The organism is Streptomyces sp. Z423-1 (genome assembly GCF_013009255.1).
Taxonomy (GTDB): domain Bacteria; phylum Actinomycetota; class Actinomycetes; order Streptomycetales; family Streptomycetaceae; genus Streptomyces; species Streptomyces gossypiisoli.
Genome location: NZ_CP053109.1, coordinates 7,587,853 through 7,611,775, shown reverse-complemented (window position 1 = coordinate 7,611,775; position 23,923 = coordinate 7,587,853). Strand labels below are relative to the sequence as shown.

Below are 23,923 nucleotides of genomic sequence, written 5' to 3'. Positions count from 1 at the left end.
GGATCCTTGGTCCTGTCAGGCCTGCGCCCCTTCGGCCCCTTCGAGGAGGGCCCCGACGTCGGCCGCCGGCGCTCCTCGTCCCGGTTTCTCGCCCTGCCGGGCCTGTCTTCGGGCCGGCGAGTGTCGCGGTCGGACCGAGGGCGGTCGCCGGGTCGCGGGTCCTGGTCGCCGCGCGGACGATTCGGGTCCCGGTCGCCCTGTGGGCGCGCCGGGTCCGGGCCCGGACGGTTCCGGTCCGTCGCCCCTGCGTCGTTCCCGGGGCGCGTGGTGTCGCGGTCGTCGCCGGTTCGGGTCGGCGTCGCTGCGGCGTCCTTCGGCCTGGTCGGAGTGTCCCGGTCGGGCGTGGGGCGCTGCGGGGACTCGGCCCGCGGGCGGGTCGGGACAGGTGCGGTCGGGCGGGCTGCCGGGCTGCCGGGCTGCGGGCGCCTGCCATCGTCCTGCGTGCCTCGACCAGTCGGCCTGGACCGGTCGGCCGTCCTCCCGGAGTCGTCCCTCCGGCCGGGCCCCGCGGGTGGGCGGCCGGCGGTCGGGCCCGTGGGCTTGGGGCGGTCGGTGGTCGGGCGGGGTTGGGTGCCGGGGCGGGGTCGTCGCCGTCGGGCGGGGCGTGGAAGTGCCGGGAGCGGGTTGCTGCTGGTCGCCGCGGGGGGTGGTCTTCTGGTCGGTCGGGGTGCCGGGGTCTGCCGTCGGGGTCTTCTTGGGGTCGTTCTTGTCCCTGCCCAGCCGCTCCGCCACCCCCTTGAGCCGACGCCCCACCTTCGCCACGTACTTGCCGATGCCGGACAGGAGGGCTTCGTAGGCAAGTTCGAGGAGGGCGACGATGCCTGCCGCGATCGCCTTGGCGAAGAGGATGCCCGCGCCGCCGGAGCGGACGGCCTTCAGCCAGTCGAGGACCGCGCCGAACGCACGGAGGATTTCGCCGAGGGCGCCGATCGCGGTGCGGATGGCGTCGATGACGGCCATCACCCAGCCCGCGCCGGGGATCAGCTTGGCCATCACCTTGGTGATGACGATCTCGCCGATGATCAGGGGGAGTTGGGGGACGATGGCGTCCCAGGTCTCCTTGACGATCTTTTCGAGGGTGATGCCGCCCTTGATCAGCTTGTCCAGGATGGCCCTCGGGATCCCCAGGATCTCCTCGATCTTGGACTGGAACCAGTCCTTGACGGCTGCCTTGACCTCGCGGAAGAGGTGGTTCTTCGCGCCGTCCACGGCGGAGTTCTTCGCGCCGCTCAGCCAGCCGCCGGGGTCGGAGAGGAAGTCGACCGCGATCAGCATGAAGTCGCCCAGGGCGCTGAGCAGACCCGCCGCGAAGTCCATGATCGCCTTCACCGCCGCCACGACCGCCTCGACCGCGGCCAGCAGGGCCTTCTTCAGGAAGTCGAGGATGCTGCTCAGCAACTTGCCGATGGCGTTCAGGAGGTCCGTGATCGCTTGCTTCAGGGCCTGGGCCAGGCGGTTGACCAGCGCGATCGCCGCAGCGATCAGGTCGGTGATGAACTTGCGGATGCGGCCCGCCAGTTCGATGACCGCGCGGACCATCGCCTTCGCGAACTCGATCAGGTCCGTGATGAACTTCTTGATCGCGTCGACGATGCTCTTGCGGGCCTCGTTGATCCAGCGCTCGACCGTCTGCTTGAAGGTGCGGATGAAGCCGACGACCGCGTCCCGCGCCGCCCGGATCACCCGGACGATCGCGTTCTTGATCTCGATGACCTTCTGCTTGATCCACTCGAAGGCCTTCGTGATCCAGTTGCCGGACTCCTGGACGGAGGCGTCCTTCTTCTGCTCCGCCTCCCGTTCCGCCTTCTCGCCCTCGTCCTTGATCTTCTTGTCGCTGCCCTCCTTCTCCTTCTCGACGTTGTCGTCGGTCTGCTTCTCCTGGTCCTCGACGTCCTTGCGGACCTTGTCGTGCCGCTCGGTCTTCTTGTCGCCGAGGCTCCTGAGCTCCTCGTCCTGCTGCGTACGCCAGTCCTCGCGCCGGGCGGTGACCTCGCCCATCGCCTTCTCGCGCTCGCCCGCCTGCGTCTGTGAGTTCGCCGCGATCTCGGCGTCCACCTGCTGCTTGTGCTTGGCCTGAGCACCCCGGAAGTCGCGGTCCTTGGTCTGCCGGCCCTCCGAGATGCCCTTCTGGCCGTCCGCGAACGCCGCCTGGAACTGCGGCCCGCGTTCGTGCTCGGCCACCTCGGACGCCGCCTCCGGCGGTACGGCACCGCCGGCGCCGGTGGCCCCGACGCCCTCACCGCCACCGCCCTGGCCACCCGGCACCTGCGCGGTGAGCTGCTCCTTGGGCGCGTTGGGATAGACCTGGTCCTCGCCCATCCCCCGGCCCGAGTCGTCCCGCGCCGTCGACAGCGTCTCCTGACCCTTGGCGTCGACGTGCCCGCTCTGCTCCCCGGCCTTCTGGTCGGCCGCACCCTGCATCTGCACGCCGGGCGCGTTGCCCGCCTGCGCCTGCTTGAGCGCCTCGTCCTTCGTCGGCAACCCGGCGAACTTGGCCGCCAGCTCCTGCGCGTCCACCTCGAAGCCGAGCCAGCTCGCCACCTTGCCGATGCCGAAGCCCAGCGCCATCTTGAAGGTGTCCCAGCCGCTCGGCTCCTCGGCCTTCTCCGCCTCGATCTGGCCCTCGGGCTCCTTCGCGCCGGTGACCTCGGCGTTCTCACGGTCCGGTTCCTGGGCCTGCTGGGCCGGATCCTGCGAGTACTGCGCCGGGGCGTCCGCCTTCGGCTTGCCCTGGAGGGTCTGCGGGGCGCCCGCCGGGCGTTCCATCGACGGGGGCGCGGCCGCCAGCGTCCTGTGCTCGTCACCGACCGAGCGGTCCACCGCGCCGCCGACGCCGCCCATCGCCTGAAGTGCCTTGTGGGGTTTCAGCTTTGCCGCCGTGGCCAGGCCCGCCTCGGGCGCGACGCCGGAGAGATCGGGGGCCGGGGCGGAGTCCTTCTTGCCCTTGCCGCGTGCGGCCGGGGCGGCACCCGGTCCGCCCGTGGCACCGCCACCGCCACCTCCGCCGCCACCGCCTCCACGTGGTGTCCCGGCCGACGAGGCCGTTTCGGGGGCCGGTGCGGTCTCCGGTGCCGACTTCGGCGCGGCGGCCGACTCGGGAGCGGGGGTGGGAGGGGGTGATGACGGTGCGGACTTCGGGGTCGGTGCCGGGGCTTGCGTACGACTGCCGGATTCGGGTTCGCCGCGGGTCTCGGGTTCGGTACGGGTATCGGGTTCGGTACGAGGCTCAGGTGCCGTACGCGGCTCCGGCTCCGTACGCGGCTCCTGCGCCGGAGCCGACCCCGCCGTACCGGCGCCGGCGCCACCCGCACCGGTACCACCCGAGCCGGTACCACCCGAGCCGGTACCACCCGAGCCGCCGCCCGCCGACTCCTGCGCCGCCGTGTCGGACTGCGCCGACTGGCCGCCCGCCGCCTGCTGGGACTCCTTCTCCGGAGCCGCCGGCGCCTTGTCGCCCGCAGCGGCGGTGCCCTTCTCCTCCTTGGCGGCGGACTCCTTGGCCGCGCCGCCGCCCTCGGACGTCGACTCCGCCCTGTTCGGCGCCTCCTGCACGGTGGTCTGGGCCGCGACGGGACCCACCTTGGGGTCGTCGCCGCTCTTGGGGTCCCTGGCGCCGGTGGTGGGTACGGCCGGGGGCGCGGCGGCCTGCTGCACGGCAAGGCCACCCGGCGCGCTGCCGCTCTCCGGACCGCCTTCGGTCTCCGCGGCCGAGGACCCGGCGTCCTCCGCCGCACCGGCCCCCTCCTCCGGCTCCGCCTCCGCCGCCGCGTCCTCGGCGTCTTCCGCCTCCCGCTCGGCCTGCACCTGGTCGGCCCTGGTGGGCGGCGGTGCGGGGAAGGAGGGCAGGGAGGGGGACTGGGACGACGACGGGTCCAGTTCGTCGGCGGTCGGTACACCGGAGACGTCGAGGTCCTCCTTCGGCAGGAAGTCCTCGGGCTGGAGCTTGGTGTCCCAGGCGCTGGGCTCCTCTACCCCGACCTCCACCTCCGACTGGCTGCCGGAGCCGAAGGGGTCCCCGTCGGTCTCCTCCTCCTGGCCTTCGAGGTCCTGGTTGCGCCTGCCGTCGAGCGTGCTGAACGCGCCGGGCAGCTGGGTGTCCTTGCCGGACACGGTCGGCGAGCCGGTCGGCTGCTGCTGCCCCCGCTTGTCCTGCGGCTTGACCTGCCGTCCGGCGACGGCCGCCTCGGCCGCGCCCGGGCGGTTCTGCGCCGACGACTCCTCCTCGCTCGCGGCCGGCGTCTCCTGCCGCTCGGTCGCCTCCTGGCCGCCGGTCTCCTTCTCCTTGCCGCTCTGCTCCTGTCCGGCCTGACCGCCCGTCTCCTGCCCGGCCTGACCGGACTCCTCCTGACCGGCTTGCGAGCCCGAGGCCTCCTTCTCGCCCGACGCACCGGTGGACGAGGAGGACGAAGACTCCGGTGCCCGGGAACCCGCCGACGAACCAGAGGCCGCGCCCTCGGCACCCGGCGCACCAGTCCGCCCCTCGCCGCCCGGCGCCGCCCCCTCCTCCGGCACCTGCTCCTTCTCCGGCCTGGCCGCCACCTCGGGCTCCCGCTCCTCCGCCCGCCGTTCCCGCGCGTCCCGGTCCTCGCGCTCCCGCTCGGCCCGCACCTGCCCGGCCAGGTCCGGTTCGAGCGCGGGAGCCTCGTGGGCGTCGCGTTCCAGGCCGTCGTCGGCGAAGTCGTCGTACGCCTCGATCTCGTCGACGAAGTCGAGCACCCGGTCGTGCTCGGAACCGAGCAGCCTGCGCTCCAGGCGCATCAGGACCCCGTCGAGCAACTCCTCGGGCAGCCGGGCGAGTTGCTTGCGGGTGCGCTGGGAGAGGTCCTCCGGGTCGCTGCGCAGCGAGCGCACGACAGAGTTCGTGAGCCGGTCGAGCAGGGTCGCCGGGTCGATCGCCTCGCTCCGGCTGCGGTCGGCGTCGACGGTGGCGTAGCGCAGCCAGCCCGGAGTGGCCTGGCCCTGTTCGATCTCGGGGGCCTCCCGGTCGCGTACGACGTCCTGTGCCGCCGACTCCGCCTCCCGCTCGATCGGCTGCTGCGGCAGGCTGACGGCGCCCGGTTCGCGTCCGGCGCGCAGGGCGCCGAGGCCGTGCGGGTTCTGCACGGTGTGCAGCAGCTCGTGGGCGAGCAGCCGGCGGCCCTCGTCCGTGCCGGGCTTGAAGGTGCCCTCGCGGAAGAAAACGTCCTGGCCGACGGCGACCGCGTCCGCGCCGAGCAGCTCCGTGAGCTGTCCGGCGTCACGGCCGGTGTGCAGCCGGACGCGGCCCAGGTCGTGACCGAGCCGCTCCTCCAGGTCCCGCCGCACGCCGGGGTCGAGAGGCTGCCCGGCGCCGCTGACGATGTTCTTGGGTTCGGGCGTACGGGACTTGGCGGCCTGTTCCTTGCGCTTGCGGCGGCGCGCCTCGGCCGACTGGTCGGCCCGGGCGTCCTGGGTGTGGCTGTTGCTCACCGGGTCACCTCCCCGTGCCCGGACAGCCCTTCGTGCACCGTGCGGGCCAGTTCCTGGCCGAGCCGGCGTGCGGACAGCCCGGCGGGCAGGGGCGGCAGCCCGGTCAGGGCCTCGGCGGTCCAGGAGGCGTCGGCGGGGACGCCGTGCCGGTGGATGAGACGGGTCAGTTCCTGGGTGAAGGCGGCGGACACGCGGTCGGGGTCCACCCGGAAACCTTCGAGGCCCAGTTCGCCGATCTCGACGCGGATCTCCCGCGGTGTCACACCCATCCCCGGACCTCCGTCGGCGTCAGGGACCGCTCCAGCTTCAGGTACTCGGTGCGGGCCGCCGCGAGCATGTGCCGCATCTGGAGGCGGTCGCCCTCCTCGGCGGCCAGGAAGGCCCCGGACAGGGCGATGTTGCGGATGGAGCCGCCCGCGACCGTGAGCTGGGCGAGCAGATCGCAGTCGATGTCCTTCACCGGGGCCTGCGGCGGCAGCACGCGGCGCCAGATCTCGGCGCGTTCGTGCTCGGCCGGGAAGGGGAAGTCGGCGACGAAGCGGATGCGGCGCAGGAAGGCGGTGTCGAGGGCCTTCTTCATGTTGGTGGTGAGGACGGCGAGGCCGCGGTAGGCCTCCATCCGCATCAGCAGATAGCTGACTTCGAGGTTGGCGTACCGGTCGTGGCTGTCCTTGACCTCGCTGCGCTTGCCGAACAGCGCGTCGGCCTCGTCGAACAGGAGCAGCGCGCCGCCGCGTTCGGCGGCGTCGAAGACCCGGCGCAGGTTCTTCTCGGTCTCGCCGATGTACTTGCTGACCACCTGGGACAGGTCGATGACGAACAGGTCGAGGCCCAGCTCCTTCGCCATGACCTCGGCGGCCAGCGTCTTGCCGGTGCCCGAGCCGCCCGCGAACAGCGCGGTCACGCCGAGTCCGCGGCGCAGGGTGCCCGCGAAGCCCCACTCCTGGTGGACGGTCGGCCGCTGCCGTACGTGGGCGACGATCTCGCGCAGCACGGCGACCTGCCGTTCGTGCAGCACCAGGTCGTCCCAGCCGGCCTGCGGCTCGATCCGCCGGCCCAGCTCGTCCATGCCGATCCGGGCCTCCTGCATACCGGCCCGCCAGGCGAGTCCGGCGGCGTCCAGCTCGTCCTCGCCGGGCAGGTCACGGCGTACCGTGGCGGCGGTGGACCGGACGACGTGCGGTGGCAGCTGGAACTGGGCGACCAGGGAGCGCAGTTCGCGCTCGTCCAGGTCGACGTCGTCGAACGCCTCGGCCCACAGGGCGAGTTGTTCGTCGTCGTCGAGCCGGGGAACCGTGACGCGCGCGCCGTGCGGGCGGTCGGAGCGCAGCGGGTCCTCGCTGGACACCACCACGGGTACGGCCGCCCCGGCCAGGAACGCCTCGGTCGCCGCCCGCTGGTCCCGGTCCAGTTCGCCCACCTCGACGAGGAGCGCGGCGGGCAGCAGGATCGCCTCGCGCTGCCACAGCCGGGCCAGCCGGTCCCGTCCGGCGGCGTCGGTGGGGAGGTCCTCGGCGCTCATCGCGTACAGCCCGAGGCCGCACCGGCTCGCCGCCGCGGCCGCGATGTCGGCCCGGCTGCGCGGATCCCCGCCGGTCACCTCGACGAGCGGCGGCACGTCCGGTCCCGGGGAAGTCGTCCAGCCCGCGGCGATGCGGTGCGCGGCCAGGTCGTACGACGGCGGCAGCCGGTCCGGGACGGGGGCGCGCCGCAGCTGGCCGTGCAGCCGGGCGTCCAGATAGGGCGAGCCCAGCAGGAAGTGCAGGATGCGTTCGTCGAGCCGGAGCCGGGACGTGGTGAGCCGGGTCTCGTCGTCCAGCTCGACGATCCGCCAGCGCCGCAGCGGGGCCACCGGCGTGAGCGCGCTCCAGTGCGGCTCGGCGAGGGCCGCGAGGGCGAGCGAGAAGGTCGGGTACGCCCGCTCCGGATCACCGCTCGCGGCGGCACACCGGGCGGCGGTCGTGGGCTCCAGCTCGTGGGCGGCGGTGAGCAGGATCAGGTCGCGTTCGAAGGGGGTGAGGCCGAAGCAGGTGACGAGGGCGTCGAGGGGGGCGGCGGGCTGTCGTACGGGGTCGAGGGCGGCGGCGGGACCGGGCTCGGTCCCTGCCACATCGGCACCGGCGGCCGCGCCTTCCGCACCGGATCCCGCCTCCGGCTCGGTGGCGCGCGCCGCGTGGGCGTCGACGCGGGCCAGGACGCGGTGGATCTCGTCGGCCAGCGCGGAGGCGTCGCCGCCGGTGGCCGCCGTGTTGTACGTCCCCATGCCCTCACCTGCCCCCGTGGTTGCCATCTCGCCTCAGTCCTCCGTGCCTCTCCGGGGTTCCGACTGCGCCGACTTGCTCGACCGGGTGGTCTTGCGGGCGCGTGCCGGAGCCTTGGCCACGGTCTTGGCCGGCGCCTTCGCGGCCTTCTTGGCGGGCGGCGCCGCCGCGGCGGCCTTGACCGGGACCGGCGTCGCCTCCTGCGGCTCGGCCCCCTCACCCGGCCCACCGCCCGGCCTCGGGGCACCCGGCGCGCCGAACGGCAGCACCCGCACATCCGCCCGCTCCACCGGCTTGCGCGGCACGGGAGTCTCCCGGCCGTCGATGAGGACCAGCGCCGCCTGGTAGACCACGGACAGCGCGTACGGCGTCTGGTGGAGCATCCCCCACAGCTTCGACGTCTCGTCGATGTCCATCACGGTCGGCGTGAACCGCACCCGCTGAGCCGCCTCGGCGAGGTCGCTGGCCGCCAAGTAGGGCTTCTCACCGGCGAGTTCGATGATGTCCTTCGGCAGGATCGGAATCTCGTGCAGCGTGCGCACCACGGAGCCGATCAGCCGCTGCCCGACGAGTTCGTTCTCGTCGCCGTACGCGCTGATCAGGTAGTGCAGGTCGAGCGCGGCGGCCGGACGCTTGATCAGCGTGCCGTCGCCCGCGCGGGTCGGCAGATCGTTGTTGCGCTGCGAGACATTGGGCGTGACCTGGTAGAGGAAGACCGAGATGGTGGGCTGGTCGACCGACGGTTCGGCCGGTGGCCTGCGGGCCTCGACCTTCACCGCCATGTCCGTCTCGGGCCCGATGTTGGTCTCGATCAGCAGGGCGAGGGCCTGGGTCACATGGGCGATGGCCAGTGCGTTGCTCATGGCGTGAGTTCCTCGGTCCCTCTCGTCCGCGTCGTCCGCGTCGTCCGCGTGCTCGCTGTGCCGCTCATTCGCGCCCCCGAGCCAGGTACTCGGCGAGGCTGACCGCCGCCCCCGGCCGCCGGGCCGCGGGCGTGCGCTGCCGGTCGCCGTCGGACGGCCCCGATGACGCCGTCACTTCCAGCCGCCCGATCTGCACCTGCACCACCTGCTCGGGCGCCCGCCCCGACCGCCGGGCCGCGGCCTGCCGTACGGCCTCCCGGGCCGCCGCCGTGTCCGCGGGCCGGGGCCGCGCGGCGGCCGGCGCCGCGGGGAGGGCGGCGTCCGCCCCCGGGGGGATGGGTGCGGACGCCGCGTTCGGGTGGGCGCTCTGCTCCGGTCGCCCCGACACGCGCCGCCCCTGGTCCGGCACCGGCCGTGGCCCGGTGGCCGGCGGCGCCACGGGCCGCAGCGGCGGCAGCTCGGCCACGGCGGGCCGCACCGCCTGCGGCGCCGGTTCACCGAGGAGTCGCTCGGTGTGGACGACGGTCCGCTCCCGTTCCGGATGCGGCCGTGCCGTCTCGGCGGCCGGAGCGGGACGCGGGACGTCCCGGCGCGGCTCGGTGGACGGCGTCGAGGTGGGCCACAGCAGGTCCGTGTCCTCGTCGGTGTCCCGCGCCCGGGCCCGTACGGCCTCCACGCGTTCGAACGGGCCCGGCAGCCGGGGCCGTACCCGGACCACACCCGGACGCGGACCGGCGGCGGCCGGGGCGTGCCGGGCGATCAGCCGGTCGAGGAAGTCGGTCGCCTCGGAGCCGGGCGGGGCGGAGCCGGACGTGGGGTCAGACATCGGCGCACATCTCCAGGTAGTAGCGGCGCCGCAGCGGGCTGAGCGCCAGGATCTCCGGCTCGCTCCAGCCGTAGGCGGTGGCGAGCAGATGGACGTCGAGGAGCAGATCCCGTGCCCAGGAGTCCAGTTCGGTCCACAGGTACGAGGCGATGTCCAGCTCCGCGCGGGTGGCCCGTCCGCACTCGGGGCAGGCCACGTTGAGCGTCACGTCGGTCCCCGGGTCGGCGGCCTCGACCGCCTCGGCGATCCGGCGCTGCACGGGCCCGGGCAGGGCTTCCGCGGTGACCGCCGTCCCGTCGTGGGCCGCCGAGACCAGGCACCGCGCGAGCAGCGCCCCGCGCGGGTCCGCGGAGCGGGCCGCCGCGGTGAGGTCGGCGACACCGGGGAGCCGGAACTCGACCTCCCAGCCGTCGTGCGCGACCCGGACGACGGACTCCCCGCGCGCCCCGACCGTCCGGGCGAACTCCCCGGCGTCCAGGTCGAACTCCATGTCCGCGCCGCACGCGGCGCAGTCCAGCCGTATCTGCATGCGCTCGCCGAACAGGGCCCGGCGCAGCGCGAACAGGTCCGCCTCGCGCTCGCCCACCGGGAGGGCGGGCAGCGCCCGGGCGTCGAGGTCCGGGCGCGCGGTGCGGTGCAGCAGCAGGGCGCGCCCGGCGGGTGCCTCGGCGAGTCCCGCCTCCCAGGTGGCCAGCAGTTCGGCCGCCCCAGCCATCAGGTCCCCCCTGTCCGCCGGCTCAGGCCGGGTTCAGGAACGAGGGCTCGGTCGGCTCGGGCACCTCGTAGTCCCGCTCCCAGCCCTCGCACTCCAGCTTCAGCGACTGGATGGCCACCGCGTTGGCGTTGGCGTCCAGCTCGCCGAGCACCTGGTACTCGCTGGGCCAGGTCCGGTACAGCTTGTGCGAGACGGCAACCTGGCCGGCCTCGTTGAGGACCTGGATGACGATGTCCTTGCGGAAGTCCGCGAGGGACACCTCGGAGCCGAGGCCGGCGCCGACCTGCCAGACCTTGTTGGCCCAGCGGTCGAACTCGGGGTCGTGGGTGACGCCGCGCTCCAGGGTGATGCCCTCGAACTCGGAGCGGCCCGGCGACTTGCGCGGGGAGGAGGGGTCGCCGCCGTGCCGGTGCTTGACGACCTCGGTGGTCCGCTTCAGCGGACTGATCTTGCTGATGCCCGCGACCGTACGGCCGTCCCACAGGACCAGGAACTTGAAGTTCTTGTACGGGTCGAAACGATGGGCGTTGACCGTGAACTCAGCCATCGGAGAATGTCCTCGGTATTCGGTATTCCCGGGGCCGCGGCTAGAGCGCGAACTGCCCGGACGTCTGCTGGATCCTGACGATCACGAACTCGGCCGGCCGGACCGGCGCGATGCCCACCAGGACGTTGACGACACCGCCTGCGATGTCCTCGGCGGTGGTGGTCTCGTGGTCGCACTTGACGAAGTAGGCCTCGCGCGGGGTGCTGCCCTTGAAGGCGCCCTGGCGGAAGAGGGTGTGCAGATACGAGGAGGCGCTGAGCCGGATCTGCTGCCACAGCGACTCGTCGTTGGGCTCGAACACCACCCACTGCAGCCCGCGTTGCAGGCTCTCCTCCACGTGCAGCGCGAGCCGCCGCACCGGCACGTACTTCCACTCGCTGTCGAGGGCGTCCGAGCCCTGCAGCGTGCGCGCGCCCCACACCAGCGGGCCGGTGAGCGGGAAGGTGCGCAGGCAGTTGACGCCGAGCGGGTTGAGCAACCCGGTCTCGCGGTCGGTCAGGTCGACGGTGAGCGAATGCACGCCCACGAGCCGTGCCTCGGTGCCGGCCGGGGCCTTCCACACGCCGCGCTCGGAGTCGGTGCGCGCGATGACGCCGGCGATCGCGCCGGACGGCGGGAAGGCGCGCAGCCGCCCGGTGAGCGGGTCGGTGAGCTGGATGTGCGGGAAGTACAGACCGGCGTGGTTGCCGCGCACGGCGTCGAACGCGGCGACGCCGGCCCGGGCCGTGTCCACGCTCACCCAGGTGCTCGGCGCGTCGACGAGGAGGAAGATCCGCCGCTCCTCGCACAGCCGCTGCGCGGCCGAGACGACGGTGAGCATGTCCTCGGTCTTCTCGTACGACGCCAGCTCCGGCAGCGACAGCAGGTTGACGTCGGCCACACCGCGCAGGGCCTGGATGCCGGTCTTGTCGGCCTCGGAGCCGATGAGGTCGCGCGGGCCGGGCGCCGCGCCGTCCTCGCCGCCCTCCAGCGGGAACACCGGCGGGTTGACGGAGGCCTCCAGGCCGAGGTCGTTGGCGCACTCGCCGAGGAAGCGGACGACGTCCTCCGGGTCGGTGGAACCGGCGACGACCTGGATGCGCCGGCCGAGGGGGGTGACCTCGGCGCCCGCGAAGGCGTGCTTGCCGGGCGCGTCAGGCAGCGCGCGCAGCTTGCGCTCCAGCAGCAGCGCCAGCTCGGCCACGGAGCACGGGGCCTCGCCGTCGCAGTCGGGGTCGTAGAGCCGGAACTCGCGCTCCACGTCGCCGATCTTGACGGTGAGGTCGACCTCCAGGTTCGGCAGCTCGTCGCCGAACGGCTTGGAGACGGTGCCGGACGGGTCCGGGCGGCCCTCACCGACGGCCTCGACACGGATGAGCCGCGACCCGGCGTTGATCACGGTCGGCGCGTAGCGGCCGTGACCGGAGTCCATGGACAGGCCGGTGAAGGACTCGCGGGCGTCGCCCTTGGCGTCGTACACCCGCAGGTTGAAGGTCTCGTCGGGGTGCGGGGTGTCGTAGTCGACGGCGACCCGCAGTCCGTTGCCCCAGACGCCGGGTTCCTTGGCGTGGACCTCGAGGACGCGGCTCTCGCTGTGGCCCTCGGTGGACTCCAGGACGACGCAGGCGGCCTTGCCGCTGCCGGCCTTGGCGACCCGGACGATCACGGCGACGCCGCCGCCGCCGCCCGCGAAGAACTGGTGCACCGCGTAGGCGACGGCGCTCTGCGAGCCGAGTCCGCCGAAGCGGCGCTCGAACTCGGCGAAGCCGGTGACCCGCACCGGTTCGTTGAGGGGACCGCGCCGGGTGTGACCGACGAACGCGGTCACCGACGTGGTCACGGCGGAGATGGTGCGGCTGCTGCTGGGAAGCTCTTCGACGTAGACACCGGGATACGTCGGCCGGGCGGGCCCTACTGCGTTCGTCGGCATTCCCCCTCCAATCCCTTCTCGGGCACCGGACGAAGGCACCAAGAGATGACAGAGGAAGACTTTCCGGGCCGGTGCGCGCAGACGCCACCCACATGGGCGGTGGTGGTCAGGCGCACCGCAGCAGTTCCCCCGTCGGCACCCCGGGCGGTCGGTCACCCGGGCCAAGCGCACGCTTGCGACTCCTGATGCTCAAGTGCTCAATCCACCTTGGGGAGTGCGGAGTTGCACGAGCAAGGCGTGTTCACGCCAGGCGCGAAGGAGTTTCCATGAAGGGCGGCGAACACGACTCGCACACGATGTGCGCGTGTCGGGACAGGTGATGCACAGAACCCACACAGGCCGTGGTGCAGCAGAATGGAGCGCATGTCCCGACGCACCGGCGGATCCCGCCACCCACGCACATCCGCCCCGGCGCACAACCCGGCATGCCCGTGCGGTCTTGCGGAGACATACGACATGTGCTGTGGCCGATTCCTCCCCCAGTCTCGAACAAGCTCGACCGGGGGGACCCCCACGGGTACCGCCGCCGCACCGACCGCCGAGGCGCTGATGCGCTCGCGCTACAGCGCTTTCGTCCGGCGCGACGAGGGGTACCTGCTGCGCACCTGGCATCCGCGCACGCGCCCGGCGCGCCTGGACCTGGACCCGGGGATGCGCTGGACGGGACTGGAGATTCTCGGCACGACCGAGGGGTCGGCGTTCCACAGCACGGGGACCGTGACGTTCCGGGCGTCCTTCAAGGGCGGTGCGCTGCACGAGCGCAGCCGGTTCGAGCGGGTCGACGGGGCGTGGGTGTATGTCGACGGGGAGTTCCTGGCGTAGGGCCTAGGGCGCCAGGATGTCCAGTTCCTGCAGCGCGCCGATCGTGATCTCCCGGGTCAGCCGTTCCGCGCGCTCCGCGTCGCGCTCGCGTACGGCCTCCGCGACCTGGACGTGCAGGGTGACGGCGGCCGGGTCGGGGTCCTCGAACATGACGTCGTGATGGGTGCGGCCCGCGAGGACCTCGGCGACGACGTCACCGAGGCGGGCGAACATCTCGTTGCCGGAGGCGTTGAGGATCACCCGGTGGAACGCCACGTCGTGGAAGAGGTAGCCCTCCAGCTGGTGTCCGCGGGAGTTGGCGACCATGCCCAGGGCGCACTCGGTGAGTTCGGCGCACTGCTCGGCCGTGGCGTTCTTCGCGGCGAGCCCCGCGGCGACCGGCTCGACGGCCGAGCGCAGCACCGTCAGTGAGCGAAGCTGCCGCGGGCGGTCGGCGCCGGCCAGCCGCCAGCGGATGACCTGAGGGTCGTAGACATTCCACTCGGACCTGGCGCGGACCGTGACGCCCACCCGGCGGCGGGACTCGACCAGGTGCATCGACTCCAGCACCCGCACCGCCTCGCGCATCACCGAGCGCGACACGTCGAAACGCTGCGCCAGTTCGTCCGTGCGCAGCACGCTGCCCGGAGGGTACTCACCCGCTGTGATCTCGGGGCCGAGGGTGTCCAGTACACGGCCGTGCAGCCCGCGGCCCATCGTGCTCATGCACACAGCGTACGGGGCGGATCACTGGGCCATAAAGTCAGACTTATTCGTCACAGGGTCTTGAATTCGTCGTACCTAAAAGGTTTCATTTGGCCGACGTCGGAAGCGACGTCGTATGTCGAGGAAGACAGCGAGGCAGTCATGCGTACCCCCCACGTCGTCGTGGTGATGGGCGTCGCGGGCACGGGCAAGACCACGATCGGTCCGCTGCTCGCCGCCCGGCTCGGCGTCCCCTACGCCGAGGGCGACGACTTCCACCCGCAGGCCAACATCGCCAAGATGTCGGCCGGGATCCCGCTCGACGACGCGGACCGGTGGCCGTGGCTGGACGCCATCGGCGCCTGGGCGCACGGGCGGACCGGGCTGGGCGGGGTGGTCAGCAGCTCGGCGCTGAAGCGGTCGTACCGCGACCGGCTCAGGGCCGCCGCCCCCGGGATCGTGTTCGTGCACCTCACGGGCGACCGGGAGCTGATCGAGGACCGGATGGCGCACCGGCAGGGCCACTTCATGCCGACCGCGCTGCTGGACTCGCAGTTCGCCACGCTGCAGCCGCTCCAGGCGGACGAGACCGGCGTCGCGGTCGACGTCGCCGGCACCCCCGAGGAGATCACCGCGCGCGCGGTGGCCGCGCTGGACGCCCTCGACTCCACGTCGCCCTCGGCGCCGTAACCCCTCCCCCATCCCCGTATCTGCAAGGGAACCCCCGTGACCAGACTCAGCGTCGAGATGCTGGCGGCGGACCCCGTCGAGCCGATCACCTCGGCGGGACACGCTCAACTGGGCATCGCGGTACTGGCGGGCATCGCCGTCATCGTGCTGCTCATCACCAAGTTCAAGCTGCACGCCTTCCTGGCGCTGACCATCGGGTCGCTGGCGCTGGGAGCCTTCGCCGGGGCACCCCTCGACAAGGTCATCACCAGCTTCACCGCCGGACTCGGCTCCACGGTCGCCGGCGTCGGCGTGCTCATCGCGCTGGGCGCGATCCTCGGCAAGATGCTCGCCGACTCCGGCGGCGCCGACCAGGTCGTCGACACCATCCTCGTCAAGGCGAGGGGGCGCTCGATGCCGTGGGCGATGGTGCTCATCGCCTCGGTGATCGGTCTGCCGCTGTTCTTCGAGGTCGGCGTCGTGCTGCTGATCCCGGTCGTGCTGATGGTCGCCAAGCGCGGCAACTACTCCCTGATGCGGATCGGCATCCCCGCGCTCGCGGGCCTGTCCGTGATGCACGGCCTGGTCCCGCCGCACCCCGGCCCGCTGGTGGCGATCGACGCGGTCCAGGCCGACCTCGGGGTGACGCTGGCGCTCGGCGTGCTGGTCGCCATCCCGACGGTGATCATCGCCGGTCCGCTGTTCGCCAAGTACGCGGCCCGCTGGGTGGACGTCCCGGCCCCGGAGCGGATGATCCCGCAGCGGAACTCCGAGGAGCTTCAGAGGCGCCCCGGGTTCGGCGCCACGCTGCTCACCATCATGCTGCCGGTCATCCTGATGCTGTCCAAGGCGCTGGTCGACATCGTCATCGACGACCCGGAGAACACCGTTCAGCGCGTCTTCGACGTCATCGGCTCCCCGCTGATCGCCCTGCTCGCCGCCGTGCTCCTGGGCATCTTCACGCTGCTGCGCCCCGCCGGGTTCAGCAAGGAGCGCGTCTCCGGGCTGGTGGAGAAGGGGCTCGCGCCCATCGCGGGCATCCTGCTGATCGTCGGCGCGGGTGGCGGCTTCAAGCAGACGCTGATCGACACCGGAGTGGGCCAGATGGTCCTGGACGTCTCCAAGGACTGGTCGATCCCGGCTCTGCTGCTGGCCTGGCTGATCGCGGTGGCGATCCGGCTGGCGACCGGTTCGGCGACCGTGGCGACCGTCTCGGCGGCCGGTCTGGTCGCGCCCCTCGCGGTCGGCATGTCGACCGGCGAGACCGCCCTGCTGGTGCTGGCCATCGGCGCCGGTTCGCTCTTCTTCAGCCATGTCAACGACGCCGGTTTCTGGCTGGTGAAGGAGTACTTCGGGCTGTCCGTCGGCCAGACGATCAAGACCTGGTCCGTGATGGAGACGATCATCTCGGTGGTCGCGGGCGCGATCGTCCTCCTGTTGTCCCTCTTCATATAGGTCCCGTGGAGTTCATACAGGTCCCGTGGAGTTACGACGATGACGGCTCACCCTCTCTTCGACATCGGCGGCCGGATCGCGCTGGTCACCGGCTCCAGCCGGGGCATCGGACTCGCGCTGGCCCGCGGGCTGCTTCAGGCCGGCTGCACGGTCGTCCTGAACGGCCGGGACGCGGACCGGCTGGCCAAGGCCGCGTCCGAACTTCCCGGCGACGTCCACACGGCCGTGTTCGACGTGACGGACGGCCCGTCGGTGGCCGCCGGGATCGCCGAGGTCGAGGAGCGGGTGGGCCCGCTCGACATCCTGGTCAACAACGCGGGCATGCAACTGCGCGCGCCGCTCCTCGACTTCACGGACGCGGACTGGCACCGCATCCTGGACACCAACCTCACCAGCGCGTTCCTGGTCGGCCGGGAGGCGGCCCGACGGATGACGGAACGCGGCCACGGCAAGATCATCAACATCTGCTCGTTGCAGAGCGAGGTGGCCCGCCCCGGCATCGCGCCCTACACCGCCACCAAGGGCGCCCTGAAGATGCTCACCAAGGGCATGTGCGCCGACTGGGGCCCGCACGGCGTGCAGGTCAACGGCCTCGGCCCCGGCTACATCGAGACCGAACTGACCCGCCCCCTCGTCGAGGACGAGGAGTTCAGCGCCTGGGTCCGCCGACGCACCCCGGCCGGGCGCTGGGGCCGTACGGAGGACCTGGTCGGCGGGGTGCTGTTCCTCGCCTCACCGGCGGCCGACTTCGTCGGCGGACAGGTGCTGTATGTGGACGGCGGCATGACAAGCGTGCTGTGACCCTTCGGGAGACTGTGATGCTGGGTTGTGTGATCCACGGTGCGGGCGACCTCCGGGTCGACGACCTCCCCGAGCCCGCCCCCGGTCCCGGCCAGGCTCTGGTCGCCGTCCGCTACGGAGGTGTGTGCGGGTCCGATCTGCACTACTGGCGGCACGGCGGGGTCGGCGACTTCCGCCTCAAGGAGCCGATGGTGCTGGGGCACGAGGTGGTCGGGACGGTCGTCTCGTGCGGTGACGGGGCCTCGGGCCCCGTGGTCGGTACGGCGGTCGCGGTGCACCCGGCCACTCCGTGCGGGACGTGCCCGGAATGCCTGGGCGGCCGCCGGAACATCTGCCGGGACACCCGCTACCTCGGCAGCGCCGCCCGCACACCGCACGTCCAGGGCGGATTCGCCGCCCGCATCGCGGTCCCGGCGGAGCAGCTGAGGCCCCTGCCGCCCGGGCTGGACCTGCGCCGCGCCGCCCTCGCCGAGCCGCTGTCCGTCGCCCTGCACGCCGTGCGCCGGGCCGGGGACGTGGCGGGAAAGCATGTCCTGGTCACCGGCGCCGGGCCCATCGGCTGCCTGGTGGTCGCCGCCGCCCGGGCGGCCGGAGCGGCGCACGTCACGGTGACCGACCTGCTGCCCACGGCACTGGCGTACGCGCGCACCGCCGGCGCCGGCACGGTCGTACGGGCGGACGACCCGGCCGATCCCGGGTGGCCGGCCGAGGCCGACGTGGCCATCGAGGCGTCGGGCGTGGCCGCCGGGCTGGACGCCTGTCTGCGGCTCGTGCGGCGCGGCGGGGTCGTGGTCCAGCTGGGCATGCTGCCGCCGGGGCGGACGCCGTTCGCGGGGAACCTGGTGGTGAGCCGGGAGATCGAGCTGCGGGGCGCGTTCCGCTTCGACGCCGAGTTCGACGCCGCGCTGGCCCTGCTGGCGGCGGAGCCCTCCTTCGGCGGGCTGATCAGCGCGGTGGTGCCGGTACGGGATGCGGAGTCGGCGTTCGCGCTGGCGGCGGACCGGGGGCGGTCCTGCAAGGTGCTGCTGGATTTCGCCCCTTAGCCTCCCCTTGCCTCCCCTCAACCCGTCAGTGGCGCCACAGGGAGTGCTCCCGGTCCGCCCACTCCCGGCTGACCTCCCCCGTGCGCATCCCCCGCCGCGCCTCCGGGTCCGCCAGCGCCATGCCGATGTGGCCGGCGAGGACGATGCCCATGGTGAGGGCCAGCCAGTCGTGCACGAAGGTCGCGCTGGTCCGCCACACCAGCGGGGTGAGGTGGGTGAACCACATGATCAGGCCCGTGCCGAGCATCACCAGCGTGGCTCCGGCGATCCAGGCCGCGTAGATCTTCTGCCCGGCATTGAACTTCCCCGCCGGACGGGCCGAGTGCCGCTCGTCCCGGCGCAGGGCGGCACGCAGCCAGAGGCGGTCGTGCGGGCCGAAGCGGTTCAGCAGCCGCAGGTCGGCCCGCAGGGCGCGGGAGACGAGGCCCAGCAGGACCGGCACCGGCAGGGCGAGCCCCGCCCACTGGTGGACGGTGACGACGAGGGCGCGGCGGCCGACGCGCTGGGCGAGTTCGGGGACGTACAGGCAGGCCGCCGTCAGGACGCACACGCCCATCAGGGCGGCGGAGGTGCGGTGCACCCACCGTTCGGCCCGGCTGAACCGGTGGACGTGGGCGGCCCGGGCGGGCGCGTCAGCTCGTGGGCTCATCGTCCCGTCCGTTCGAGCGGCCGACCCAGGCGTCGATGTCGTAGCCGCGCTTCTCCCAGTAGCCCGGCTCCACGTCCTCGGTGACGGTGATGCCGGAGAGCCACTTCGCGGACTTGTAGAAGTACATCGGCGCCACATAGAGGCGGACGGGGCCGCCGTGGGCGTGGCTGAGGTCCTCGTCCCGCATGCGCAGGGCCACCAGGACATCGGCGCGGCGGGCCTGGTCGAGGGTGAGGCTCTCGGAGTAGGTGCCGTCGAAGCAGGTGAAGCGGATCGCCTTCGCGGTGGGGCGCACCCCGGCCGCGTCCAGCAGCGCCGACAGCCGTACGCCCTCGAAGGGGGTGTCGGGGACCCGCCAGCCGGTGACGCACTGGACGTCCCGGACCAGGCGGGTCTGCGGCAGGGCGCGCAGTTCGGGCAGCGTGTAGGTGCGCGGCCGGTCGACCAGGCCGTCGACGCTGAGGCGGTAGGTGGTGGCGTTCTTCTTCGGGACGGAGGCGGCGACGGAGTAGTAGCGGAAGCCGCCGCCGTTCGGGAGCAGGCCGGTCAGGCCCGTGGGGTCCTTGTCGGCGGCGCTGCCGAGGAAGGACTCCAGTCCGCGTTGCAGGGTGGGCGCGGCGACCACGCCGAGGGCGCCCAGGCCGAGGGTGCCGAGCAGGACCCGGCGGCCGATCGGCCGGCCCTCCTGTTCGGGTTGTCCGGAGTTCACACGCCCATTCGAGCACCGGTGGAGGCGGTGGGACCAGTGATCGGGGGTGGCCGTCAGGATTCCGTAACCACGGCTCCGGTCCCCTTCCGGCGCCACGACTCCGGTCCCCTTCCGGCGCCACGGCCCCCGCCCGTTCCGGCGCCACGGCCCCCGCCCGTTCCGTGACCACGGCTCCCGTCCCGCGTCGCGCCGGCCCACCCCGAACGCCCGGTCGCAGGCCTCCCGGAACGCGGCGCGCGGGTCCCGGTCCGGGTACGACCACGGCTCCGGCGTCGCATGCTCGCCGATCCGCTGGAAGAGCGCGGCGGCCTCCGCGCCGCGCCCCTCGCAGCACGTGGCGTGCGCGAGGTAGTTGAGGTCGACGAGGCGTCGGGGGTGGCCGTCCTGCTCCCATTCCAGCCACCAGTCGAAGGCGGCCCCCAGCGCCTGCCGGACCAGGCGTCCGCTCCAGTGCGCCGAGGCGGCCGGGTCGCCGGGTTCGAACCCGGCGGCGGCGAGCACGCGGTACCGCTCGGCGTGCGCGACGACCGGCAGGACGGCGAGCGGGGAGTCGGCGGGCGCCTGCTCGGCGGCCCAGTGGGCGAAGTCGTACACCTCGTGCAGCGGGTCCGGCCCTGCGGCGGCGCGGCGCTCGGCGAGCCGGGCGACCATCAGATGGTGGGCGTGGTGGTGGTCGGCGTACCGCGCCCGGACCTCCTCGAAGATCCGCACCACCTCGCGCTGGCCGCCCAGCGCACGCTCCAGCATGAGCAGGCCGAGCCAGGGTGTCGGGTCGGCGGGCGCGAGCGCGGCGGCGCGGTGGCAGGCCTCGCGGGCGCGGGCCGGCTGGTCCTCGCCGCGCTGGGCGCGCCGTACCCGCGCCAGGGCGAGCAGCGCGGCGGCGTCGGCCGAGTCCGGCTCGGCGATCAGCCACTCGCCGGCCCCGGCCGCGCTGTACGGTTCGAGCGCCAGGACCGCGATCCGGTGTCCGCGCCGGTCCCAGTCGTCGCCGGTACGGGCGAGCAGGGCACGGGCGGCCTGCCACCGCCCCTGCGCCAGTGCGGAGCGTGCGACGCCCAGCTCGGCGTCGTCGAGAGCCGCGTCGAAGGCCACGTCCGTGGGCCTGCGTGCACGGCCGGAGGGTGGCGGGGGTAAGGACAACGCGGGACTTTCCTCGGGCAACGGTGCTGGTCGTCGGCTGATTCCGGACAGCAAACCCATAGCCAGGGCCTATCGTCAAGCTTTTGCACGCTTCGACTCGCGTCAACCTCGTTCAGCGGGAGGTGAGTTGACTCGAACCCGACCCGCGGGAGCCATCCACCACCAGGGCGGAATGTGACGTACGCCATAGCGCCACCGCATCGGGCCCCTGACCATGGCGGGAACGTCACGCCACCGCCCCGGCTCCCCGCCCCGGCCGCCGTGACCGGACGCGACCGCGTTGAAGCGGTCCCCGCACCGCTCCCCACGCGGTCCCCCATACCCCCCATGATGATCATTGAGGTAGTCGGCTTGTCGGTCCTGGTTCTGGTTCTCGCCGTGAGCGCCGCCTGCTGCCTGGGCTTCGGCTTCGTCCTCCAGCAGAGCGCGGCCCAGCAGGCGCCGCGCGGCGACTTCCTCTCCCCCCGGCTGCTGCTGGACCTCATGAAGGTGCCGAGCTGGCTCGGCGGCATCGCGCTGATGGTGGCCGGTATGGCCCTCGGCGCGGCCGCGCTCGGCCAGGGGCAGCTCTGCCTGGTGGAGCCCCTGCTCGCGACCAACCTGCTCTTCGCCCTCGCCCTGTCCCGCCGCCGGACCCGGCAGTCGCTGGGCCGCCAGGGCTGGGCGGGCCTCGTGCTGCTCGCGGGCGGCGTGACCGCGTTCATCGTGGCCGGCGAGCCGCGCGGTGGCGCCGCAGCCGCGGATCCGCTGCGGCTGTGGCTGATCATCGGCGCGATGGTGGGGCTGGCGCTGCTGCTGACCATGCGCGCCAAGCGCACCCGGCTGAGTTCGGGCCCGGTGCTGCTGGCGCTGGCCGCCGGTCTGCTGTACGGCGTGCAGGACGCGCTGACCCGGCTCAGCGGCGACCGCTTCGCCGCGAGCGGCATGAGCGGGCTGCTCACCTCCTGGCAGCCGTACGCCGTGCTGCTGATCGGCGTGACCGGGCTGATCCTGGTGCAGAGCGCGTTCGAGACCGCGCCCCTGCGCAAGTCCCTGCCGGCCCTCACCGCCGCCCAGCCGCTGGCCGGCATCATCTGCGGGGTCGGCTTCCTCGGCGACCGGCTGCACACGGACACCGGCGCGCTGGTCTGGCAGGCGGCGGGGCTGGCGGCCGTCGTGGCGGGCATCGTCGCCCTCGGTATGCACCCGGCGATGCCGCGCGGCACGGTGATCCCGGCCGTCGTGCCGGTGCCCGCCCTGCAGGGCGCTGCGACCCGCTGATCCACCGGGGCCGCCGCTCACGCGGGCTGCTTGGATGGCCCCATGAGCGCTGCTGACGAGATCCTCGACATCGTCGACGAGCACGACCAGGTCATCGGCCGGCTTCCGCGCGGCGAGGTGTACGCGCGCGGCCTGCGCCACCGGTGCGTGTTCATCCAGGCCCGGGACGCCGACGGGCACGTCTTCGTGCACCGCCGCACGCCCACCAAACTGGTCTTCCCCTCCCTGTACGACATGTTCGTCGGCGGCGTCGTCGGCGCGGGCGAGTCCTACGACGACGCGGCCCTGCGCGAGGCCGAGGAGGAACTCGGCGTCAGCGGCCTGCCCCGCCCCTCGTATCTGTTCAAGTTCCTGTACGACAACGGCGCCGGGCACAGCTGGTGGTCCGCGGTGTACGAGGTCCGCTGCGCGCTTCCGGTCCGCCCGCAGCCCGAGGAGGTCGCCTGGCACGACTTCCTGCCGGAGGAGGAGGTACGGCGGCGGCTCGGCGAGTGGGAGTGGGTGCCGGACGGGCTGGCGGCGTACCACCGGCTGGAGGCGTTCCGGCACTGACCGTGCCCGGCGCGCCGGTCCCGATAGGGTCGTGCATGTGAGCGAACTCGTGCGAAACGTCCGGCTGTGGTTCGGGCCCCAGCGGATCCGGGAGGAGGGCGACACGCCGGACTACCGGTTCTCGCTGGCGAACGAGCGCACGTTTCTGGCCTGGCTGCGCACCGCGCTCGCGCTGATCGGCGGCGGGTTCGCGGTGGACCAGTTCCTGCCGGACCTGAGGTGGGGCTGGCGGGTCGGGCTGGCGCTCGCGCTGCTCGGGGCGGGCGTGCTGTGCTCTCTGCGGGCGGTCAATCACTGGATGCGCTGCGAGCGCGCGATGCGCCGGGGCGAGGATCTGCCGGTGTCGCGGTTCCCGGCGCTGCTGAGTCTCGTGGTCGCGGTGGTGGCCGTGGCGATGGTCGTCGTGGTGCTGGTGGGGTGGGAGGGGTGAGCGCCGCCGACGCCGGGGCGCGGGATCCCGGGCTCCAGCCGGAGCGGACCCACCTCGCCTGGCGGCGTACGACCCTCTCGGCCACGGTCGCCGCGGTGCTCGCGGCCCGCACGACCCTGCACGGCGGCCTTTCGGCGCCCCGGATCATTGCCTGTGCCCTGTGCTGCGTCCTATGGCTGGGCTTTCTGCTGGTCGCCCACCGCCGGATCCGCATGCTCGCGGCGTCCGACCGTCCGGCGGCCCTGCCACCCGGGTCCGCCGCCACGGCGACCCTGTGCACGGTCGCTCTGGCGGTCTGCGCGTCGGCGCTCATCTTCTAGGCGCCCCTCCGGGAACTCTTCTCGCCGTCCCTCCGGGGAACCCTTTCAGCCGCCCCTCCGGAGACCCCCTCCAGCCGCCCCTCCGGAGAACCCTTCCAGCCACCCTCCGAAGAACCCTTCCAGCCACCCTCCGAAGAACCCCTCCAGCCGCCCCTCCGGAGAACCCTTCCAGCCACCCTCCGAAGAACCCTTCCAGCCACCCTCCGAAGAACCCCTCCAGCCGCCCCTCCGAAGAACCCTTCCAGCCACCCCCCGAAGAACCCCTCCAGCCACCCCTCCGGGGAACTCGGGACGCCACGAAGCACCGGATGCCCGCATACGCCCGTTTCCCGTGGCAGCCTGTCGGTCGTCCACCACCCGCACCCGAAGGTGAACGCCATGACCACCCTGCACCAGGAACACGCCACCCACCCGCACGCCCACGGCCCGGCCTGCGGGCACGCCGAGGTACCGCACGGCGACCACATCGACTACGCGCACGACGGCCACCTGCACCGCGCACACGACGACCACTGGGACGAGTGCGAGCCCTCGGCACACACCGCCCACGAAGGCCACGACCACCAGCACGGCGAGGACTGCGGCCATATGCGGGTGCAGCACGGCGACCACGTCGACTACCTCCACGACGGCCACCGGCACGCCGAGCACGAGGGCCACTGGGACGACCACTGAGACCAGACGACCGACCAGACGACCACTGAGACCAGTCGCACCGACCGATGGTCCCCCCTCTGATCCGCCTTGACAGCTCCCCGCCTCCCACGCGGGGAGCTGTCGGCATATCGTGGCGCCGATCACGTTCGGCCGACGCTCTGGA

General features: G+C 73.0%; 21 protein-coding genes and 1 pseudogene. 10 read left to right on the top strand and 12 right to left on the bottom strand.

All coding sequences use genetic code 11. The features are described 5' to 3' along the window. Window positions 1-15: 15 nt before the first annotated feature. The 8 genes from HJD23_RS44790 to HJD23_RS34260 all read right to left on the bottom strand — a co-directional run bounded on the left by HJD23_RS44790 (window position 16) and on the right by HJD23_RS34260 (window position 12,569). Window positions 16-5,448: a DUF4157 domain-containing protein gene (locus HJD23_RS44790; RefSeq protein WP_277347784.1), complete on the bottom strand. Its 5,433-nt coding sequence runs from the start codon at window positions 5,446-5,448 to the stop codon at window positions 16-18. After that, a complete protein-coding gene (locus HJD23_RS34290) occupies window positions 5,445-5,717 on the bottom strand; it encodes a hypothetical protein (RefSeq protein WP_171113330.1) in 273 nt (90 codons plus the stop codon). The genes HJD23_RS44790 and HJD23_RS34290 overlap by 4 nt, the downstream gene beginning before the upstream one ends. Further along, entirely contained in the window at window positions 5,708-7,711 is a 2,004-nt protein-coding gene (locus HJD23_RS34285; protein ID WP_171118649.1) for an ATP-binding protein, read from the bottom strand. The genes HJD23_RS34290 and HJD23_RS34285 overlap by 10 nt, the downstream gene beginning before the upstream one ends. Window positions 7,712-7,744: 33 nt before the next feature. Then, the gene (locus tag HJD23_RS34280; protein WP_171113328.1) at window positions 7,745-8,572 is read right to left on the bottom strand and encodes a DUF4255 domain-containing protein; all 828 of its coding nucleotides are present in this window, start codon (window positions 8,570-8,572) and stop codon (window positions 7,745-7,747) included. Window positions 8,573-8,636: 64 nt separating this feature from the next. Continuing rightward, complete coding sequence (locus HJD23_RS34275) at window positions 8,637-9,398, bottom strand: hypothetical protein (RefSeq protein ID WP_171134102.1); 762 nt, start codon at window positions 9,396-9,398, stop codon at window positions 8,637-8,639. Then, window positions 9,391-10,113, bottom strand: a complete 723-nt coding sequence (locus HJD23_RS34270) for a hypothetical protein (protein WP_171113326.1) — start codon at window positions 10,111-10,113, stop codon at window positions 9,391-9,393. The genes HJD23_RS34275 and HJD23_RS34270 overlap by 8 nt, the downstream gene beginning before the upstream one ends. 22 nt (window positions 10,114-10,135) lie before the next feature. Continuing rightward, window positions 10,136-10,660: a phage tail protein gene (locus tag HJD23_RS34265; RefSeq protein ID WP_141309194.1), complete on the bottom strand. Its 525-nt coding sequence runs from the start codon at window positions 10,658-10,660 to the stop codon at window positions 10,136-10,138. 40 nt (window positions 10,661-10,700) lie between these two features. Then, entirely contained in the window at window positions 10,701-12,569 is a 1,869-nt protein-coding gene (locus HJD23_RS34260) for a phage tail sheath subtilisin-like domain-containing protein (RefSeq protein WP_171113324.1), read from the bottom strand. Window positions 12,570-12,932: 363 nt separating this feature from the next. Here HJD23_RS34260 and HJD23_RS34255 point away from each other — a divergent pair, with 363 nt between their 5' ends. Then, window positions 12,933-13,391, top strand: a complete 459-nt coding sequence (locus HJD23_RS34255) for a YchJ family metal-binding protein (protein ID WP_240980879.1) — start codon at window positions 12,933-12,935, stop codon at window positions 13,389-13,391. A gap of 3 nt (window positions 13,392-13,394) precedes the next feature. Here HJD23_RS34255 and HJD23_RS34250 read toward each other — a convergent pair whose 3' ends face one another. Then, window positions 13,395-14,096: a FadR/GntR family transcriptional regulator gene (locus tag HJD23_RS34250; RefSeq protein WP_171113320.1), complete on the bottom strand. Its 702-nt coding sequence runs from the start codon at window positions 14,094-14,096 to the stop codon at window positions 13,395-13,397. Window positions 14,097-14,237: 141 nt separating this feature from the next. Between HJD23_RS34250 and HJD23_RS34245 the strand changes: the two genes are divergently transcribed. From HJD23_RS34245 to HJD23_RS34230, 4 genes are read left to right on the top strand one after another with little or no spacing between them, the layout of a single operon-like run. Beyond that, on the top strand, window positions 14,238-14,765 hold the full coding sequence (locus tag HJD23_RS34245) for a gluconokinase (protein ID WP_171113318.1): 528 nt from the start codon (window positions 14,238-14,240) through the stop codon (window positions 14,763-14,765). A gap of 36 nt (window positions 14,766-14,801) precedes the next feature. Next, window positions 14,802-16,199, top strand: coding sequence for a gluconate:H+ symporter (locus HJD23_RS34240; RefSeq protein WP_171113316.1), 1,398 nt, complete (start codon window positions 14,802-14,804; stop codon window positions 16,197-16,199). Window positions 16,200-16,238: 39 nt separating this feature from the next. After that, window positions 16,239-17,000, top strand: coding sequence for an SDR family oxidoreductase (locus HJD23_RS34235; RefSeq protein WP_171113313.1), 762 nt, complete (start codon window positions 16,239-16,241; stop codon window positions 16,998-17,000). 17 nt (window positions 17,001-17,017) lie between these two features. Beyond that, complete coding sequence (locus HJD23_RS34230; RefSeq protein WP_171113311.1) at window positions 17,018-18,043, top strand: L-idonate 5-dehydrogenase; 1,026 nt, start codon at window positions 17,018-17,020, stop codon at window positions 18,041-18,043. 25 nt (window positions 18,044-18,068) lie between these two features. On the opposite strand, the gene HJD23_RS34225 is transcribed toward HJD23_RS34230, so the two are convergent. The 3 genes and pseudogenes from HJD23_RS34225 to HJD23_RS34215 form a co-directional block, all read right to left on the bottom strand. After that, entirely contained in the window at window positions 18,069-18,692 is a 624-nt protein-coding gene (locus tag HJD23_RS34225) for a cytochrome b/b6 domain-containing protein (RefSeq protein ID WP_171113309.1), read from the bottom strand. Further along, window positions 18,676-19,401, bottom strand: coding sequence for a molybdopterin-dependent oxidoreductase (locus HJD23_RS34220; RefSeq protein WP_171118647.1), 726 nt, complete (start codon window positions 19,399-19,401; stop codon window positions 18,676-18,678). Before HJD23_RS34220 ends, HJD23_RS34225 begins: the two co-directional genes overlap by 17 nt. 198 nt (window positions 19,402-19,599) lie before the next feature. Continuing rightward, a pseudogene (locus tag HJD23_RS34215) lies at window positions 19,600-20,541 on the bottom strand (hypothetical protein); the annotation flags it as partial. 351 nt (window positions 20,542-20,892) lie between these two features. On the opposite strand from HJD23_RS34215, the gene HJD23_RS34210 reads away from it, so the two are divergent. The 5 genes from HJD23_RS34210 to HJD23_RS34190 all read left to right on the top strand — a co-directional run bounded on the left by HJD23_RS34210 (window position 20,893) and on the right by HJD23_RS34190 (window position 23,778). Further along, window positions 20,893-21,801 carry a DMT family transporter gene (locus tag HJD23_RS34210; protein ID WP_171113307.1) on the top strand — a complete coding sequence of 303 codons (909 nt, stop codon included), beginning with the start codon at window positions 20,893-20,895 and terminating at the stop codon, window positions 21,799-21,801. 42 nt (window positions 21,802-21,843) lie between these two features. Beyond that, the gene (locus HJD23_RS34205) at window positions 21,844-22,353 is read left to right on the top strand and encodes an NUDIX domain-containing protein (protein ID WP_171113305.1); all 510 of its coding nucleotides are present in this window, start codon (window positions 21,844-21,846) and stop codon (window positions 22,351-22,353) included. A gap of 37 nt (window positions 22,354-22,390) precedes the next feature. Then, on the top strand, window positions 22,391-22,783 hold the full coding sequence (locus tag HJD23_RS34200) for a DUF202 domain-containing protein (RefSeq protein ID WP_171113303.1): 393 nt from the start codon (window positions 22,391-22,393) through the stop codon (window positions 22,781-22,783). Then, window positions 22,780-23,103 (top strand): DUF202 domain-containing protein, encoded by a 324-nt coding sequence (locus tag HJD23_RS34195; protein ID WP_171113302.1) that lies wholly within the window; start codon window positions 22,780-22,782, stop codon window positions 23,101-23,103. Before HJD23_RS34200 ends, HJD23_RS34195 begins: the two co-directional genes overlap by 4 nt. A gap of 378 nt (window positions 23,104-23,481) precedes the next feature. After that, window positions 23,482-23,778 carry a hypothetical protein gene (locus HJD23_RS34190; protein WP_141311375.1) on the top strand — a complete coding sequence of 99 codons (297 nt, stop codon included), beginning with the start codon at window positions 23,482-23,484 and terminating at the stop codon, window positions 23,776-23,778. The last annotated feature ends 145 nt before the right edge of the window (window positions 23,779-23,923 follow it).

Excerpts from the sequence above, each read along its gene's own strand:
- HJD23_RS34190 (WP_141311375.1), top strand. The coding sequence starts at position 23,482 with ATGACCACCCTGCACCAGGAACACGCCACCCACCCGCACGCCCACGGC.
- HJD23_RS34230 (WP_171113311.1), top strand. The coding sequence starts at position 17,018 with ATGCTGGGTTGTGTGATCCACGGTGCGGGCGACCTCCGGGTCGACGAC.
- HJD23_RS34235 (WP_171113313.1), top strand. The coding sequence starts at position 16,239 with ATGACGGCTCACCCTCTCTTCGACATCGGCGGCCGGATCGCGCTGGTC.
- HJD23_RS34225 (WP_171113309.1), bottom strand. The coding sequence starts at position 18,692 with ATGAGCCCACGAGCTGACGCGCCCGCCCGGGCCGCCCACGTCCACCGG.
- HJD23_RS34265 (WP_141309194.1), bottom strand. The coding sequence starts at position 10,660 with ATGGCTGAGTTCACGGTCAACGCCCATCGTTTCGACCCGTACAAGAAC.
- HJD23_RS34275 (WP_171134102.1), bottom strand. The coding sequence starts at position 9,398 with ATGTCTGACCCCACGTCCGGCTCCGCCCCGCCCGGCTCCGAGGCGACC.
- HJD23_RS34270 (WP_171113326.1), bottom strand. The coding sequence starts at position 10,113 with ATGGCTGGGGCGGCCGAACTGCTGGCCACCTGGGAGGCGGGACTCGCC.
- HJD23_RS34280 (WP_171113328.1), bottom strand. The coding sequence starts at position 8,572 with ATGAGCAACGCACTGGCCATCGCCCATGTGACCCAGGCCCTCGCCCTG.
- HJD23_RS34205 (WP_171113305.1), top strand. The coding sequence starts at position 21,844 with ATGAGCGCTGCTGACGAGATCCTCGACATCGTCGACGAGCACGACCAG.
- HJD23_RS34250 (WP_171113320.1), bottom strand. The coding sequence starts at position 14,096 with ATGAGCACGATGGGCCGCGGGCTGCACGGCCGTGTACTGGACACCCTC.
- HJD23_RS34245 (WP_171113318.1), top strand. The coding sequence starts at position 14,238 with ATGCGTACCCCCCACGTCGTCGTGGTGATGGGCGTCGCGGGCACGGGC.
- HJD23_RS34260 (WP_171113324.1), bottom strand. The coding sequence starts at position 12,569 with ATGCCGACGAACGCAGTAGGGCCCGCCCGGCCGACGTATCCCGGTGTC.
- HJD23_RS34290 (WP_171113330.1), bottom strand. The coding sequence starts at position 5,717 with ATGGGTGTGACACCGCGGGAGATCCGCGTCGAGATCGGCGAACTGGGC.
- HJD23_RS34285 (WP_171118649.1), bottom strand. The coding sequence starts at position 7,711 with ATGGGGACGTACAACACGGCGGCCACCGGCGGCGACGCCTCCGCGCTG.
- HJD23_RS34255 (WP_240980879.1), top strand. The coding sequence starts at position 12,933 with ATGTCCCGACGCACCGGCGGATCCCGCCACCCACGCACATCCGCCCCG.